Here is a 15049-nt window from a genome sequence, read left to right on the forward strand (position 1 = left end):
CCCCCCCCCCCCCCCCCCGCGGCGCAGGAGGCCATCGTGCCCACCGACGCGGGCGCAGAGGCGAACGTGCCGCGCATCCCACGGCTAGGGCGTGTCTGACCGTTCGGGGCTGGCTGCGGTGCGCTCGGCACGGCCGCTCGCTGCAGAGCCGTCGTCGACCTCACGACCAGTGAGGCCTTCCTCCGGCTCTTTGCGGTCGACCGTGCCGAGCGCATCCTCGCCGACACCCGAACTGTCAGACACGCCCTGCTGTCACACGGGCGCCACGCAACTCCACGGCACACTGACCTCGCCGAGCCGCCACCTCGTGCGGCCGCCGGTGATGGGCCAGCCGTCGGCGAGCATCCGCTCGACCGTCGCCAGCCAGCGCTGAACGGGCCCGTAGGTCGACAGCGGGGCGGCATGCGTCCAGGCGGCGTCGAGCGCCGCGAGGAACGCGTGCACACGCTCACCGGGGACATTGCGATGGATCAGCGCCTTCGGAAGCCGCTCCGCGACGACCGACGGATGCTCCAGCCCCGGCAGCCGCAGCGACACCGTGAACGACACAGGTCCCGTGTCGTCCAGGCCCACCCAGCTCGCGATGCGGCCGAGCTCGTCGCACGTGCCCTCGACAAGCAGGCCGTCCGGCTGCAGGCGCGACCGCAGCAGAGCCCAGGCGTCCGCCACCTCCGACTCGTCGTACTGCCGCAGCACGTTGAACGCGCGGATGACCGCAGCCCGTTCGCCGTTCGGCGTCGGCACCTCGAACCCGCCGCGGGCGAAGGACACGTGCGCGTCGGGACGGAACAGCGTCCGTCCTCCCCGCAGCTCCTCCAGCTGAGCGGATGCCCGTGCCACCCGCTCCGGAGCGATCTCCAGCCCCAGCACCCGCACGTCGTCCCGAACGCGCCGCAGCCGACGCTCCAGCTCGAACACCGTCACACCGCTGGCGCCATAGCCGAGGTCGACGACGAGCGGATCGGATGCTCTCCGAAGCACGGGCCCAGCCGCGATCCAGCGGTCCACGCGGCGCAGGCGGTTCGTGTTCGTCGTTCCGCGGGTGATGGTGCCGACAGGGCGCCCGCGTCGTGTCTCGCCCGTGCCGCCCGCCATCCTTCCAGTATCCCGGCGGGCTCGGCCTCCCGGTGCGCTCCAGTGGCGGGGCGGCCGTCGATCACCGTCCTGGAGCGCCGATAAACTGGCTCCATGCCCTCTCCTTACACCTTGATCCTGCTGCGCCACGGCGAGAGCGAGTGGAACCAGAAGAACCTCTTCACGGGATGGGTCGACGTGCGACTCACCGAGAAGGGACGCGTCGAGGCGGCACGCGCCGGTGAGTTGCTGGCATCCAGCGGTCTGCTGCCCGAGGTGCTGCACACCTCTGTGCTGTCGCGGGCCATCCAGACCGCGAACCTCGCGCTGGAGACCGCCGACCGCCTGTGGATTCCGGTGCGCCGCACCTGGCGTCTCAACGAGCGCCACTATGGCGCCTTGCAGGGCCTGGACAAGGCGGAGACCAAGGAGAAGTACGGCGACGAGCAGTTCATGCTGTGGCGTCGCTCGTTCGACGTTCCGCCGCCGGTCCTCGCTGACGACGCCGAATGGTCGCAGGTCGGCGACCCTCGTTACGCCGACCTGAGTGATCAGGAGCTCCCGCGCACCGAGTGCCTCAAGGACGTCATCGCGCGGATGCTGCCCTACTGGCACTCCGACATCATCCCCGACCTGCGGGCGGGCAAGACCGTACTGGTCACGGCGCACGGCAACTCGCTGCGTGCCCTGGTCAAGCACCTGGACGGCATCAGCGACGACGACATCGCCGAGCTGAACATCCCCACCGGGATCCCGCTGGTCTACCGCCTCGACGAGGACTTCAAGCCCCTCGCCCCCGGCGAGTACCTCGATCCAGAGGCGGCAGCAGCCGGTGCCGCCGCCGTCGCAGCCCAGGGCGCCAAGTAGCGCCACGTCGGGCACCCCGACAGTGCCCGACCCCCACCCCGAGGGTGCGGGTTTCTCCGCTCGAGGGTGCCGGTTTCTCCGCTCGAGGGTGCGGGTTTCTCCGCTCGAGGGTGCGGGTTTCTCCGCTCGAGGGTGCGGGTTTCTCCGCTCGAGGGTGCGGGTTTCTCCGCTCGAGGGTGCGGGTTTCTCCGCCCGAGGGTGCGGGTTTCTCCGCCCGAGAGTGCCGGTTTCTCCGCCCGAGAGTGCCGGTTTCTCCGCTCGAGGGTGCGCTCTTCTCCTCTTGAGGGCACGGCTCGGCGTAGGCGCCGGCACGCTCCTGGTCAGCGCGCGAGCGCGCTGACTCCCGTGAGGCTCCGGCCGATCAGCAGCGCCTGGATGCTCTCCGTGCCCTCGTACGTGTGGATCGCCTCGATGTCCGCCATGTGCGTGATCACCCGGTTCTCCACCAGGATGCCGTTCCCGCCCAGCAGGTCGCGCGCGTTCGCCGCGATCTGACGTGCGGTGCGGGTGCAGTGGTACTTGGTGAGGGAGGCCTGGGTCGGGGAAAGGCGACCGGCGGCGTCCAGGTCGGCGACGCGACGGCAGTACAGCTGCATGGATGTCAGCTGCGACAACATCTCGGTGAGTCGTTCCTGCACGATCTGGAACGAGGCGAGCGGTTTGCCGAACTGGATGCGCTGTTTCGAATAGCTGAGTGCGGCCTCGAACACCGCTGTTGCGTGTCCCAGTGCAGACCAGGCGACGGCCGCCCGGGTTGCGAGCAGCACGGTTGACGTGTCCCGGAACGTCCGCGCTCCTGGCAGCACGGCATCGGCCGGAACATGCACGTCATCGAAGACGATGTGCGCCTGGTAGATGGCGCGAAGGGATCCCTTCCCGGTGATCGTCTCGGCCTTGTATCCGGGCGTGTCCTGATCGACCAGGAATCCGCGCACGTCTCCGTCGTCGTCACGAGCCCACACGACGGTGATCCCGCCGACGGATCCGTTGCCGATCCACTTCTTCTCGCCGTTGATGACCCAGCCGTCCTCCGTGCGGTGGGCGCGGGTCTCCAGCGACGTCGAATCGGACCCGTGATCCGGCTCGGTGAGGGCGAAGGCGCCGTAGACCTCTGCCTTCGCCAGCGGCACAAGCCACTTCGCCTTCTGCTCGTCACTGCCGTGCAGCGCGATGCTGCGCAGCGCCAGGCCGCCCTGCACCGCGATGACCGTGCCCATCGAGCCGTCTCCGCGCGAGATCTCCATGTTCACGAGTCCCGCGGCCAGCGGCGACATCGGCGTCAAGCCCTCGCCGGCGACTCCGTCGGTCAGCAGGTCGAGTTCACCGAGCCGACGCACCAGGTGGAGCGGATACTCGGCCCTGTCCCACGCATCCGCCAGCTCATCGCGCGACTCCAGCGAGAACTGCCGTGCACGGTCCCAGAAGGCGCGGTCCTCGGCGGGGACGTCGGCGAAGACCTCGTAGTAGTCCGTGTCGAGCGGGGTGGTGACGTCGTAGTCGGACACAGCGGATCCTTCCGGGCAGAGGGTGGGATACCGTCCATTGTCTGCCAGCCGCGACGCGTGCCACGACTCGGTTGACGACGCGCACAACGTCGGCGGCGGCCACGCGCGGTCCCGCCGTGCCTTTGCTCAGACCGGTCGAGCCCACATCGCTGTCACGCGACAGGCCCGGTCCGCCGGCGACTCTTGAGCACGGACGCGAGCCTGCGCACGGATCAGGATGCCTCTGGCACCCAATCGCCGGTCACCAAGTACTGCACCTTCTTCGCGATCGATACCGCGTGGTCCGCGAACCGCTCGTGATAGCGCGACGCGAGCGTCGCATCGACCGTGTCGACGGCCTCGCCCTTCCAGGTCTCGCCGAGCACCTTGTCGAAGACACTCACGTGCAGCTCATCGATGTCGTCGTCCTGATCACGGATCTCGTCGGCGATCCGAGGATCCTGTGTTCGCAGCAGCTCGACGAGACGCTCGGCGATGAGCACGTCGAGCCGTCCCATCTCCTGGAACGTGCCGCGCAGGCTCTTCGGCACGACCTTGTCGGGGAACCTGTAGCGGGCCAGCTGGGCGATGTGCTCCGCGATGTCGCCCATCCGCTCCAACGATGCGCTGATGCGCAGCGCGCTCACCACGATGCGCAGGTCGCGCGCGACCGGGTTCTGCCTGGCGAGGATCTGGATGGACAGCTCGTCCAGCACCACCGTGAGAGCGTCGATCTTCTGGTCGTTCTGGATGACAGTCTCCGCGAGCGACACGTCACCCTCGTTGAACGCCTCCGTGGCGTTGCGGATGGAGACGACGACGAGCTCGGCGATCTCCACCAAGCGGTCCTGCACCTCCCGCATCTCGTGCTGGAATACGTCACGCATACTCGGCTGTCCTTCTCATGGCGCGCAGAAGGATCGGGCTGTCCGATCCCTGTGTCATGGTCCCCATGACAGGTTAACGGGCGGTGTCCGAGGCCCGAACATTCCGCGAAGCGAGGCCCACAGGAGGCGACTTCGGGGCGGGGCAACGGGAGCGCGCCGCTAGCCTGACGGTATGGACTCCACCTGGTTGGTGCTGCTGTCTCTGGCACTCGGCCTCGTGGTCGGGGCTGGATTCGTGTGGCTGCTGTATTCGGCGGCATCCAGGAGCCACCGCGCAACCGAGATCGTGAGCCCGACCGTGCCGGACGGCGTCGATCAGGTGCTGGAGGCACTGCCGACCGCAGGCATCGTGGTGGATCCGAGCAACAACGTGGTCCGCGCATCCGCCGGCGCCTACGGACTCGGACTGGTGTGGAATGCGGCACTGAGCCAGCCGCGACTCGTCGAGATGGTCGACGCCGTGCGTCGCACGGGCGATCCGGTCGAGGAGGACCTCGAACTGGCACGCAGCGCGCTGGGGGATGCCACGGTGCAGCTGACCGTACGCGTCGCGCGCCTGGGCTCCCGCTACATCCTGGTGCTCGCGGATGACCGCACAGAGGCGGTCCGCCTGGAACAGGTGCGAAGGGACTTCGTCGCCAACATCAGTCACGAGCTGAAGACCCCGATCGGTGCGATCAGCGTGCTGGCCGAAGCCTTGGAAAGTGCACCGGATGATCCCGAGCAGGTGCGGCACTTCGCATCACGTCTCACGAACGAAGCTGGTCGCCTGGCCAGGCTCACGCAGGACATCATCGACCTCTCGCGCCTGCAGGCCGCGGACATCGTTCCGCACGCCGAGCGCGTCTCCATCGACCACGTGGTCACGTCGGCCGTCGACCAGAACCGGGTGCTGGCCGAATCCCGCGGCATCGAACTGGCCACCGGGCGGCACTCGCACGCCGTCGTCTTCGGCGACGAGAGCCTGCTGACCACGGCCGTACACAATCTCATCTCGAATGCGGTCCGCTATTCGCCTGACCGCACCAGAGTGGGTATCGGAACACGGTTGCACGACGGAATCGTGGAGATCACGGTGACCGATCAGGGTCCCGGAATCCCCGTCGAGGATCTCGATCGCGTTTTCGAGCGGTTCTACCGCGTCGACCAGGCGCGTTCCCGCTCGACGGGCGGCACCGGTCTCGGCCTCTCGATCGTGAAGCATGCCGTGCAGAACCACGGCGGCGAGGTCCGCGTGTGGTCGAAGCAGGGCAGCGGATCCACCTTCACCATCCGGCTTCCTGAGGCTGAGCACATCGCCCCTGAACCTTTGAAACCAGGGCTCCCCAAGCAGGCGCCCGTCAAGCAAGGAGAACGTACGACATGACCCGCATCCTTTTGGTGGAAGACGAGGAAGCGCTGAGCGAGCCGCTCGCATTCCTGCTGCGCCGTGAGGGATACGAGGTGGCTGTGGCCGACAACGGCCTCGGCGCGATCGCGGAATTCGACCGCGACGGCGCCGACCTGGTCCTCCTCGACCTGATGCTGCCCGGCATGCCCGGCACGGAGGTGTGCAAGCAGCTCCGCACGCGATCGAGCGTCCCGATCATCATGCTGACGGCCAAGGACTCCGAGGTCGACATCGTGGTGGGACTCGAACTGGGGGCGGACGACTACGTCACCAAGCCGTACTCGACACGGGAGCTGCTGGCGCGCATCCGTGCCGTGCTCCGCAGACGCTCCGAAGACGGGGACTTCGAGGACGGCATCCTCGAGGCCGGAACCGTGCGCATGGACGTTGACCGTCACACGGTGTCGGTCTCGGGAGCGGAGACGCCCATGCCGCTGAAGGAATTCGAGCTGCTCGAGCTCCTGCTGCGTAACGCCGGGCGCGTGCTGACCCGCGGGCAACTCATCGACCGGGTGTGGGGGAGCGACTACTTCGGCGACACGAAGACGCTCGACGTGCACATCAAGCGCATCCGCTCGCGCATCGAGCCGAACCCGTCCGACCCGCAGATGCTCGTCACCGTGCGTGGTCTCGGGTATCGCTTCGAGGCGAGCTGAGCGTCGAGTCGAGGCGCATTCGCCTCCAGGCATACAGCAGAACGCCCGGCCGATGAGCCGGGCGTTTCTGTCGTACGGATGTCTGTGGTTGCCGTTATTTGCCGGGTGCGTAGTCCTCGAAGCCGGGGAACGTGGAGGCCAGCACCGGCACCCGGAGCTGCGTGCCCGTTGCGCCCGGATAGGTGAAGTAGACATCGGTCAGAGAACCCGGCTTGGCATCCAGCCCCGCGAACTCGACTCGCGTGCCGCCCTCGGCCCCGACCTTCTTGACGCCCAGTGCCGGCACCGACACCGAGTGGGTCTTCGATCCGTGCTGCACGGCGATGTAGTGCGGCTTGTCGTCGTTGTTCACGAAGGTCACGACGAGGTTGCCGACCGTGCCGCTGGTGTTGGCGATGATGACGGCGTTGCGGATGTCCACCTTGCCAACGGTTCCGTTGACGCCGTCGGCCGACTCCTTGATGTACTTGGTGTCCTGCAGAGTGACCAGCGTGCAGCCGGACATGCCGACGGTGAGCCCGAGAGCGAGAACGATGGATGCCGCGACACGCGCCTTCACTTCAGATCCTCCAAGTCGCACCGGGCCGGCCGGATCGGCCTGTCGGAACACCGCGGAATGCGTCTTGAGCCTACCCCATGACCGGGGCCGCTCCCGGCCTGGGCGGCACAGGATAGCACCTCACCGCTGTGGTATTCTAGACGCTGCTGAAGGGACTGCTATCTATGCTTTTCGAGGTCGGCGAGACTGTCGTTTACCCCCATCACGGTGCCGCAACGATCACTGAGGTGAAGAAAAGAATCATCAAGGGCGAAGAGAAGGTCTACCTCAAGCTCAACGTCACTCAGGGTGACCTCACGATCGAGGTTCCCGCTGAGAATGTCGACCTCGTTGGCGTGCGCGACGTGATCGGCAAAGAAGGCCTGGACAAGGTCTTCGAGGTGCTCCGGGCGCAGTTCACGGAGGAGCCGACCAACTGGTCCCGCCGGTACAAGGCCAACCTCGAGAAGCTCGCTTCCGGCGACGTGATCAAGGTTTCCGAAGTCGTCCGCGACCTGTGGCGTCGTGACCAGGACCGCGGGCTTTCCGCGGGTGAGAAGCGCATGCTCGCCAAGGCGCGCCAGATTCTCATCTCGGAGCTGGCACTCGCGGAGAAGACCGACGAGGAGCAGGCGTCCAGCGTGCTCGACGAGGTCCTCGCCTCCTGAGGCACCATCCGGTTCGGCGGGTCGCGCTGCGATCCCGCCGAATCCTGCGACCGTGCGCGGTCGCACTACGCTCGACGCCATGAGTGCTTCCCTGCCGCGAGTCGCGGTGATCGTGGTGGCTGCAGGCTCCGGCACACGGCTCGGGGCCGGCGTTCCCAAGGCTTTCGTGACGGCTGGGGGGCGCACCTTGCTCGAGCATGCCCTGCATGCCGTGAACGGCATGCGTGAGCCCGTGCAGGTGATCGCCGTGGTGCCGACCGAACGCCTGGATGACTCGCAGAGCCTCCTCGATTCCCTCGTCGTCGCCGGTCGCGCGGTCGAAGGCGGTCCGACGCGCCAGGCCTCGGTGACCGCCGGGCTCGCAGCCCTGGACGACTCCGTCGAGGTCGTCCTCGTGCACGACGCGGCGAGGGCGTTCACGCCGTCGAGTCTCTTCGACGAGGTGGTGGCATCCGTCGACGTCTCGGGCGAGGGCGCGGTGCCAGGGCTTCCGGTGAGCGACACGGTGAAGCGGACGGATGCCGACTCCCGCATCACCGAGACCGTCGACCGCTCTGAGCTCGTCGCCGTTCAGACGCCGCAGGGATTCCCACGCGACCAGCTCGTCGCCGCATACGCGGCGGCCACCGAAGAAGTGACGGATGACGCAGCCCTCGTCGCCGCGATCGGCCATCCGGTGCGCATCGTCGCAGGTGACCCGCTCGCCTTCAAGGTGACAACGCCCGCCGACCTCGCCCGCGCCGAGCAGCTTCTGGGCGCCACGGATGCCGCGCCCGCGGTGCCGAGCATCGGGCTCGGCACCGACACTCACGCCTTCGGCGGCAACGGCGACCTGTGGCTCGCCGGCCTGCTCTGGCCGGGGGAGCAGGGGCTCGCCGGCCACAGCGACGGGGATGCCGTCGCGCACGCGATCGTGGACGCACTGCTGTCCGCGGCCGGGCTCGGCGACATCGGATCCGTGTTCGGCACCGACGATCCGCGCTTCGCCGGCGCTCATGGCGAGGTGTTCCTCACGGCGACGCGGGAGCGGCTGGCGGGCGCCGGCATCCGCATCGGCAACGTGAGCGTGCAGCTGATCGGCAACCGCCCGCGGTTCTCGCCGAGGCGAGTCGAAGCGGAGAAGGCGTTGTCGGACATCCTCGGAGCACCGGTCTCGATCTCGGCGACCACCACCGACGGACTGGGCTTCACCGGTCGGGGCGAGGGCGTCACGGCGATCGCGACCGCGCTGGTCGTGCCCTCCCGCTGAAGCGCTCCCCAGCCCATGCACGGGGCTGGTCGCCGATCGGACGGCCCGCGACGTCATGATGACAAGACCGACGGCAGGCGCCACTTAAGCTAGAGCGGTGGGCATCCGACTGTACGACACGCACGCTGCGGCGCTGCGCGACTTCGTTCCCCTCGTCGACGGTCGGGTCGGCATCTACGTGTGTGGCCCCACCGTGCAGTCCTCCCCGCACATCGGTCACCTGCGATCCGCGCTGGTCTACGACCAGATCCGTCGCTGGTTCAACTACCGCGGCTTCGACGTGACGCTCGTGCGCAACGTGACGGACGTCGACGACAAGGTCCTGATCAATGCGGCAGCAGCCCAACTGTCGGGCAGCACCGAGCAGTGGTGGGCGCTCGCCTACCGCTACGAGCGGGAGTTCACCGACTCGTATGCCGAGCTCGGCATACAGCCTCCGACGTACGAGCCGAGGGCGACGGCCAGCATCCCGCAGATGCAGGAGATCATCGCGCGGCTCATCGAGCGCGGGCACGCGTACGTTGCGGATGACGGCTCCGGCGACGTGTACTTCGACGTGCGCAGCTGGCCGAGCTATGGCGAGCTGACCAAGCAGAGCATCGACGCGATGGAAGCGGCGGCGGATGCCGATCCCCGCGCCAAGCGCGACCCCCGCGACTTCGCGCTCTGGAAGGGACGCAAGGACGACGAGCCGGCATCCGCATCGTGGAGCAGCCCGTGGGGCAGCGGCCGGCCCGGATGGCACATCGAGTGCTCCGCTATGTCCTCGCGCTATCTCGGCGCCGCGTTCGACATCCACGGCGGCGGGCTCGACCTCCGCTTCCCGCACCACGAGAACGAACTCGCGCAGTCGACGGCTGCCGGCGACGCGTTCGCCGGTTACTGGGTGCACAACGGACTCGTCAACGTGTCGGGACAGAAGATGTCCAAGTCGCTCGGCAACTCGGTCTACGCGGCCGACCTGCTCGGTGCCGCACGCCCCATCGTCGTCCGCTACTACCTCGGATCGGCTCACTACCGGTCGACCATCGACTTCACCGAGAGCTCGCTCGCCGAGGCGGAGGCCGCGTTGGAGCGGATCTCCGGCTTCCTCGAGCGCGTCGACCGAAGGCTGGCGGGCACCCGGTTCGCCTCCAGCGGCGTCGAGGTCATCCCTGACGCGTTCGCGCAGGCCATGGATGACGACTTCGGCGTGCCGCAGGCGCTCGCCGTGCTGCACGACACCGTGCGCGCCGGCAACCAGGCGCTCGACGGCGAAGACCTCGGAGCCGCGGCGGCCGCCCGCGGGCAGGTCACCGCGATGACCGAGGTGCTCGGCATCAATCCGCTGTCGCCGCAGTGGCAGATCCGTACGGATGCTCCCACCCGCGCAGCCCTGGACTCGCTGCTCCGCCGGTTGCTCGACGACCGCGAAGCGGCCCGCAAGGCACGCGATTTCGCTGCGGCAGACCGCATCCGCTCAGAGCTCGCCGAGGCGGGCATCACGATCGAAGACACCCCCATGGGTGCGCATTGGAGTATCGATGGCGAATAAGCCTCGCGCAGGAGCCGTGCGCAAAACGAAGAAGGGCCCAACGAAGGGGTCGGGCGGCCAAGGCCGCAAGGCGCTGGAGGGCAAGGGGCCGACCCCGAAGGCGGAGGACCGCACCTACCACGCCGCCAACAAGCGCAAAGCGCTTGCCGACCGCGCAGCGGCCAAGTCGGCGACGAGGTCCGGCCAGCGTTCGAACACCGGTGGCGGAACGGGATCCCGTCGTGCCACCCCGGACGAGGCAGAGATCGTCACGGGGCGCAACTCGGTGCTGGAGGCGCTCCGCGCCCGCATCCCTGCCACGACGCTGTACGTCGCCGCGCGCATCGAGCTCGACGACAGAGTCAAGGAGATCCTCAGCACGGCGACGAAGCGCGGCATCCCGGTGCTCGAGGTGATGCGTCCCGAGCTGGACAGGCTGTCCGGTCGCGACGCCGTGCATCAGGGCGTGGCGCTGAAGGTTCCGCCGTACGAGTACGCGCACGTCGACGACCTCCTCGACCAGGTGCTGAGCAGCGGCCGGACGCCGCTGTTCGTGGCGCTCGACGGGGTGACGGACCCGCGCAATCTGGGTGCGATCATCCGCTCCACGGCCGCTTTCGGCGGACAGGCGGTGATCGTGCCGCAGCGTCGGTCGGTCGGCGTGACCTCCTCCGCCTGGAAGACGTCGGCCGGTGCAGCGGCGCGCACTCCCGTCGCAATGGCGGCGAACCTGACCCAGACGCTCAAGGGACTGCAGAAGCGCGGACTGTTCGTGCTCGGACTCGCCGGCGACGGTGACGTGTCGCTCCACGACCTCGAGCTCGCCGACCGGGGCGTCGTCATCGTCGTCGGCAGCGAGGGCAAGGGACTCTCGCGACTCGTGACCGAGACGGCCGACGCCATCGTGTCAATCCCGATCAGCGCGGCGACGGAGTCGCTGAACGCGGGCATCGCGGCGAGCGTCACTCTCTACGAGATCGCCAAGCGCCGCTCGGAAGGCTAGGGCGGGTCGGAATTGCCGGACACGCCCCCGACCGTCGGCTGACGACTCCGGCACGTTTCCCGCACTCGCGGCGGTCGTCCTAACCTGGTGGCATCGGCTCGCGAGGCGGCGGGAGGCGCGGATCCGTGGACGACCGACGACGGCTGCTCGAGCGCATCTACTCGCGCGAGGGCGCTGAGGAGACCCCGAGGGAGTATCTCGATCCGTCGACGGGTCGCCTGGTCCGGATGACACCGAGCGAGTGGGCACTTGCCGAGTACGACAGGACGCACGCGCCAGAGGCAGGCACCCGGCGTGCGGCTCAGGGCGAGGACGGAGGCCGCGCCGGACGGGATGACGCCGGTGGCGGTACGCTCTCGGACGCGAGCGACGGAATCGCATCGTACGTGGGCACCGTGGACGTCGACGGACCGCACGAGCATGGAGCGGATGCCGCACCCGCTCGCCCGGCACTCTCGCGTCGCGCTCTTCCCACGTTGCTCGCCGTTGCCGGCTTCGTGCTGGGCGTGCTGATCACAGTCGGCGTCTCCGCCACGATCGGCTACCTGGCGCCGTCGTCGCCCGTCGGTGTGGAAAGCTCGCCGACGCCCACCCCGCGGGACGACGGATACCGTCCGCTCCCCGGACCAGCGATCGAGGAGTTCTTCGCGAAGTCGCCCCGCGTCGACAACCTGCCCGCGGACGTGACGCAAGGATTCGTCACCACGTCGTTCCATGAGGTGGCGGGATCCGTGAGGATGCAGCAGAGCAGCACAATCTACGCCGCCCAGCGCCTCGACGACGAATACTGTCTGGTGGCCGTCGTCGACGGGGAGCGCGCCGCGGAAACCTGCGCATCCCTCGGCGGAATAGCCACGCACGGCCTGTCGATCACCAAGGACGCAGTCCGCGACCTCGACGGACGTCCGCTCGCGGTCACCGTCACGTGGGAGACGGACGGCACCATCAGCTGGACGGCGATGCCGTCCGCCGGTTGAGCTCAGATCTTCGACATCCAGTCGTCGTCGCCGTCCCCGTCGTCGTCCGAGACATCGATCGGCAGGGTGAACGCCTCGGTGACCGGCGCGATCACGGTGGCCTCGTCGCGGCGGTGACGCAGCACGTCGTTGATGTACGACGTCAGCGCTTCGGCGAGGGGAACGTCGCGTCCCTCCTCCTGCGACATGAACCACCGGTGGTCGAGCAGCTGATGGAACACCTCGGCCGGTTCGAGCTTGCCGCGCAGGTCGGCGGGGATGGCACGCACCACCGGCTCGAAGACGCGCAGCAGCCACTCGTGCGCCATGCCCTCCTCGTCGAGCCCGGGCTTCGCGACGGTCGCAGCGTAGGAGTCGAGGTCGTTCAGCAGACGCCTGGCCTGGTTCTCGCCCGTGTCGAGCCCTGTCAGGCGCAGCAGGCGCCGCTGGTGGTGTCCTGCGTCGACCACCTTGGGCTGGATGCGCACGCTCGCGCCGTCCTCACCCGTGCGGATCGCCAGCTCCTCGATGTCGAATCCGAGCTCATTGAGCCGCCGCACTCGTTCGGCGATACGCCACCTCTCGGATGCGGAGAAGGATTCGCTTCCCGTGAGCTCCTTCCACAGCGAGCGATACGCGGCGACGATCCCGCCCGCCACCTCGACCGGATCCACTTCGTCGGCCAGGCGGCCTCCGGCGGCGATGTCCATCAGCTCGCCGGCGATGTTGACCCTGGCGATTTCGAGGTCGTTCTCGCGCTGTCCGTTCGAGAGACCGCCCTCGTAGATCTGGCCGGTCTCGGCGTCCACCAGGTAGGCGGCGAAGGCGCCGGCATCGCGGCGGAACAGCGTGTTGGAGAGCGAGACGTCGCCCCAGAAGAAGCCGACCATGTGCAGCCGCACGAGGAGCACGGCGAGCGCGTCCACGAGACGGGTCGCGGTGTCCGGACGCAGCGTCTGCGAGTACAGGGCGCGGTAGGGGAGGGAGAACTTGAGGTGACGCGTGACCAGCACGGGTTTGAGGGCCTTGCCGTTGTCATCCGTTCGGCCCTCGATCACGGCGACGGGCTCCACGCACGGCACGTCCAACCGCTGCAGGGTGCGCAGCATGCCGTACTCGCGCCTGGCCATCTCGCCCGTCGTCTCCTTGACGGCGATGACGTAGCCGGAGAGATGTGCGAAGCGCACGAGGTGCCGTGAGATGCCCTTCGGCAGCATGGCGATGTGTTCGTTGGACCATTTGTCCAACGGGAGGTTCCACGGGAGGTCGAGGAGCGCGGGATCGACCGTGGCCGCGGTGATGTTGACGGAGCCAGCCATAGAGCACAAGGCTAGCGGTCCCGAGCCCGCCGGATTCATCCGTGGAATGCGGAACGCCCCGACCCGAGAGACCCTGGCCGGGGCGTTCCGTTCAGCTGAGGTCTTAGTCGACCACGGCGCCGCCGAGGCGCTCGCCGCTCTCGGCGTCGAAGAGGTGCACGTGGCCCGGCTTCGGCGTGATGTAGACCGTCTCGCCCGCGTTCGGGTGCTGGCGACCGTCGACACGGCCGACGATGTCGACGCGCTTCTCGTCGACCTCGGTGTGGCCGTAGAGGTAACCGTCTGCACCGAGCTCCTCGACCAGGTCGACGGCCACGGTGAGGCCAGAGCTCGCGTTGGTCGACACGACGACGTCCTCAGGACGCACGCCGATGGTGACCTGCTTGCCGGCCTTCGCGAGGACCTCGCGGTCCACGGGGACGACGGCGCTGCCGAACTGGATGCCACCCTCGGTGACATCGGCCGCGAAGAGGTTCATGGCAGGGCTGCCGATGAAGCCGGCGACGAACACGTTGTTCGGCTCTGCGTAGAGCTCGCGCGGAGTGCCGACCTGCTGCAGGACGCCGTCCTTGAGCACCGCGATGCGGTCGCCCATGGTCAGAGCCTCGGTCTGGTCGTGCGTCACGTAGACGGTGGTGACGCCGAGGCGGCGGGTCAGCGACGCGATCTGCGTGCGGGTCTGGACGCGGAGCTTGGCGTCGAGGTTCGACAGCGGCTCGTCCATGAGGAACACCTGGGGCGAACGCACGATGGCGCGACCCATCGCGACGCGCTGACGCTGACCACCGGAGAGTGCCTTCGGCTTGCGGTTCAGGTAGGGCTCGAGGTCGAGCAGCTTGGCGGCCTCGAGAACGCGGGTGGCGCGCTCTTCCTTCTTGACGCCGGCGATCTTGAGCGCGAAGCCCATGTTCTCGGCCACGGTCATGTGCGGGTACAGCGCGTAGTTCTGGAAGACCATGGCGATGTCGCGGTCCTTCGGCGGAACGTCGGTCACGTTGCGGTCGCCGATGAAGATGTTGCCCTCGTTGACCTCTTCGAGGCCGGCGAGCATGCGGAGTGACGTTGACTTGCCGCATCCGGAGGGGCCGACGAGAACGAGGAACTCGCCGTCGGCGATGTCGAGGTTCAGCTTGTCGACCGCGGGACGCGTGCCACCGGGATAGATGCGCGTCGCATCGTCGAACGTGACTGTTGCCATGGTTGTGTGTCTCCTTCACCGGCAGGTACGTGCCGGACGATCCGAGTGAATGGATGTTGTATGGCCAACGGCAGTCACCGCTGACCAGCACCGATGCTACGACATGGCGCTCGTCCCGGCGAATCGAGGCCGCGACCGGACGGCAGAGACGCAGCGTTCGCACCGGTGGCATCCGATGGATCACCAGGACCCGTCTGGGCATTTCCCAGAGTGCCGCTCTACGATCGTCTGCGTTCGCATGCCGGCT

15 protein-coding genes are annotated in these 15049 nt (G+C 68.1%); 8 read left to right on the forward strand and 7 right to left on the reverse strand.

Features of this window, described 5'->3' with window-relative positions; all coding sequences use genetic code 11:
- Nucleotides 1–84: 84 nt before the first annotated feature.
- Nucleotides 85–243 carry a hypothetical protein gene (locus ACX9R5_RS07760; protein ID WP_459408410.1) on the reverse strand — a complete coding sequence of 53 codons (159 nt, stop codon included), beginning with the start codon at nt 241–243 and terminating at the stop codon, nt 85–87.
- A gap of 9 nt (nt 244–252) precedes the next feature.
- A complete protein-coding gene (locus tag ACX9R5_RS07765) occupies nt 253–1095 on the reverse strand; it encodes a class I SAM-dependent methyltransferase (protein ID WP_459408411.1) in 843 nt (280 codons plus the stop codon).
- Nucleotides 1096–1188: 93 nt separating this feature from the next.
- On the opposite strand from ACX9R5_RS07765, the gene ACX9R5_RS07770 reads away from it, so the two are divergent.
- Nucleotides 1189–1941: a phosphoglyceromutase gene (locus tag ACX9R5_RS07770; RefSeq protein ID WP_459408412.1), complete on the forward strand. Its 753-nt coding sequence runs from the start codon at nt 1189–1191 to the stop codon at nt 1939–1941.
- 320 nt (nt 1942–2261) lie between these two features.
- Here the strand turns inward: ACX9R5_RS07770 and ACX9R5_RS07775 are convergent, their stop codons facing one another.
- On the reverse strand, nt 2262–3446 hold the full coding sequence (locus tag ACX9R5_RS07775) for an acyl-CoA dehydrogenase family protein (RefSeq protein ID WP_459408413.1): 1185 nt from the start codon (nt 3444–3446) through the stop codon (nt 2262–2264).
- Between the two features lie 212 nt (nt 3447–3658).
- The gene (gene phoU / locus ACX9R5_RS07780) at nt 3659–4312 is read right to left on the reverse strand and encodes a phosphate signaling complex protein PhoU (RefSeq protein WP_170024793.1); all 654 of its coding nucleotides are present in this window, start codon (nt 4310–4312) and stop codon (nt 3659–3661) included.
- Nucleotides 4313–4484: 172 nt separating this feature from the next.
- Between phoU and ACX9R5_RS07785 the strand changes: the two genes are divergently transcribed.
- On the forward strand, nt 4485–5678 hold the full coding sequence (locus tag ACX9R5_RS07785) for a sensor histidine kinase (protein WP_459408414.1): 1194 nt from the start codon (nt 4485–4487) through the stop codon (nt 5676–5678).
- Nucleotides 5675–6358 (forward strand): response regulator, encoded by a 684-nt coding sequence (locus tag ACX9R5_RS07790; protein WP_459408415.1) that lies wholly within the window; start codon nt 5675–5677, stop codon nt 6356–6358. The genes ACX9R5_RS07785 and ACX9R5_RS07790 overlap by 4 nt, the downstream gene beginning before the upstream one ends.
- 94 nt (nt 6359–6452) lie before the next feature.
- On the opposite strand, the gene ACX9R5_RS07795 is transcribed toward ACX9R5_RS07790, so the two are convergent.
- A complete protein-coding gene (locus tag ACX9R5_RS07795; protein WP_459408416.1) occupies nt 6453–6917 on the reverse strand; it encodes a hypothetical protein in 465 nt (154 codons plus the stop codon).
- 164 nt (nt 6918–7081) lie between these two features.
- On the opposite strand from ACX9R5_RS07795, the gene ACX9R5_RS07800 reads away from it, so the two are divergent.
- The 5 genes from ACX9R5_RS07800 to ACX9R5_RS07820 all read left to right on the forward strand — a co-directional run bounded on the left by ACX9R5_RS07800 (nt 7082) and on the right by ACX9R5_RS07820 (nt 12306).
- Nucleotides 7082–7564 carry a CarD family transcriptional regulator gene (locus tag ACX9R5_RS07800; RefSeq protein WP_170024789.1) on the forward strand — a complete coding sequence of 161 codons (483 nt, stop codon included), beginning with the start codon at nt 7082–7084 and terminating at the stop codon, nt 7562–7564.
- Nucleotides 7565–7643: 79 nt separating this feature from the next.
- The gene (gene ispD, locus ACX9R5_RS07805; RefSeq protein ID WP_459408417.1) at nt 7644–8813 is read left to right on the forward strand and encodes a 2-C-methyl-D-erythritol 4-phosphate cytidylyltransferase; all 1170 of its coding nucleotides are present in this window, start codon (nt 7644–7646) and stop codon (nt 8811–8813) included.
- Nucleotides 8814–8910: 97 nt separating this feature from the next.
- On the forward strand, nt 8911–10347 hold the full coding sequence (gene cysS / locus ACX9R5_RS07810; protein ID WP_459408418.1) for a cysteine--tRNA ligase: 1437 nt from the start codon (nt 8911–8913) through the stop codon (nt 10345–10347).
- Nucleotides 10337–11329, forward strand: coding sequence for a 23S rRNA (guanosine(2251)-2'-O)-methyltransferase RlmB (rlmB, locus tag ACX9R5_RS07815; RefSeq protein WP_459408419.1), 993 nt, complete (start codon nt 10337–10339; stop codon nt 11327–11329). The genes cysS and rlmB overlap by 11 nt, the downstream gene beginning before the upstream one ends.
- A gap of 125 nt (nt 11330–11454) precedes the next feature.
- On the forward strand, nt 11455–12306 hold the full coding sequence (locus ACX9R5_RS07820; RefSeq protein WP_459408420.1) for a hypothetical protein: 852 nt from the start codon (nt 11455–11457) through the stop codon (nt 12304–12306).
- 2 nt (nt 12307–12308) lie between these two features.
- On the opposite strand, the gene ACX9R5_RS07825 is transcribed toward ACX9R5_RS07820, so the two are convergent.
- Both ACX9R5_RS07825 and ACX9R5_RS07830 read right to left on the reverse strand, forming a co-directional pair.
- A complete protein-coding gene (locus ACX9R5_RS07825) occupies nt 12309–13604 on the reverse strand; it encodes a DUF4032 domain-containing protein (RefSeq protein WP_459408421.1) in 1296 nt (431 codons plus the stop codon).
- A 103-nt stretch (nt 13605–13707) separates the two neighbouring features.
- Nucleotides 13708–14802: an ABC transporter ATP-binding protein gene (locus ACX9R5_RS07830; RefSeq protein ID WP_459408422.1), complete on the reverse strand. Its 1095-nt coding sequence runs from the start codon at nt 14800–14802 to the stop codon at nt 13708–13710.
- Nucleotides 14803–15049 lie beyond the last annotated feature (247 nt).

It is taken from the genome of Rathayibacter sp. CAU 1779, from assembly GCF_054551755.1.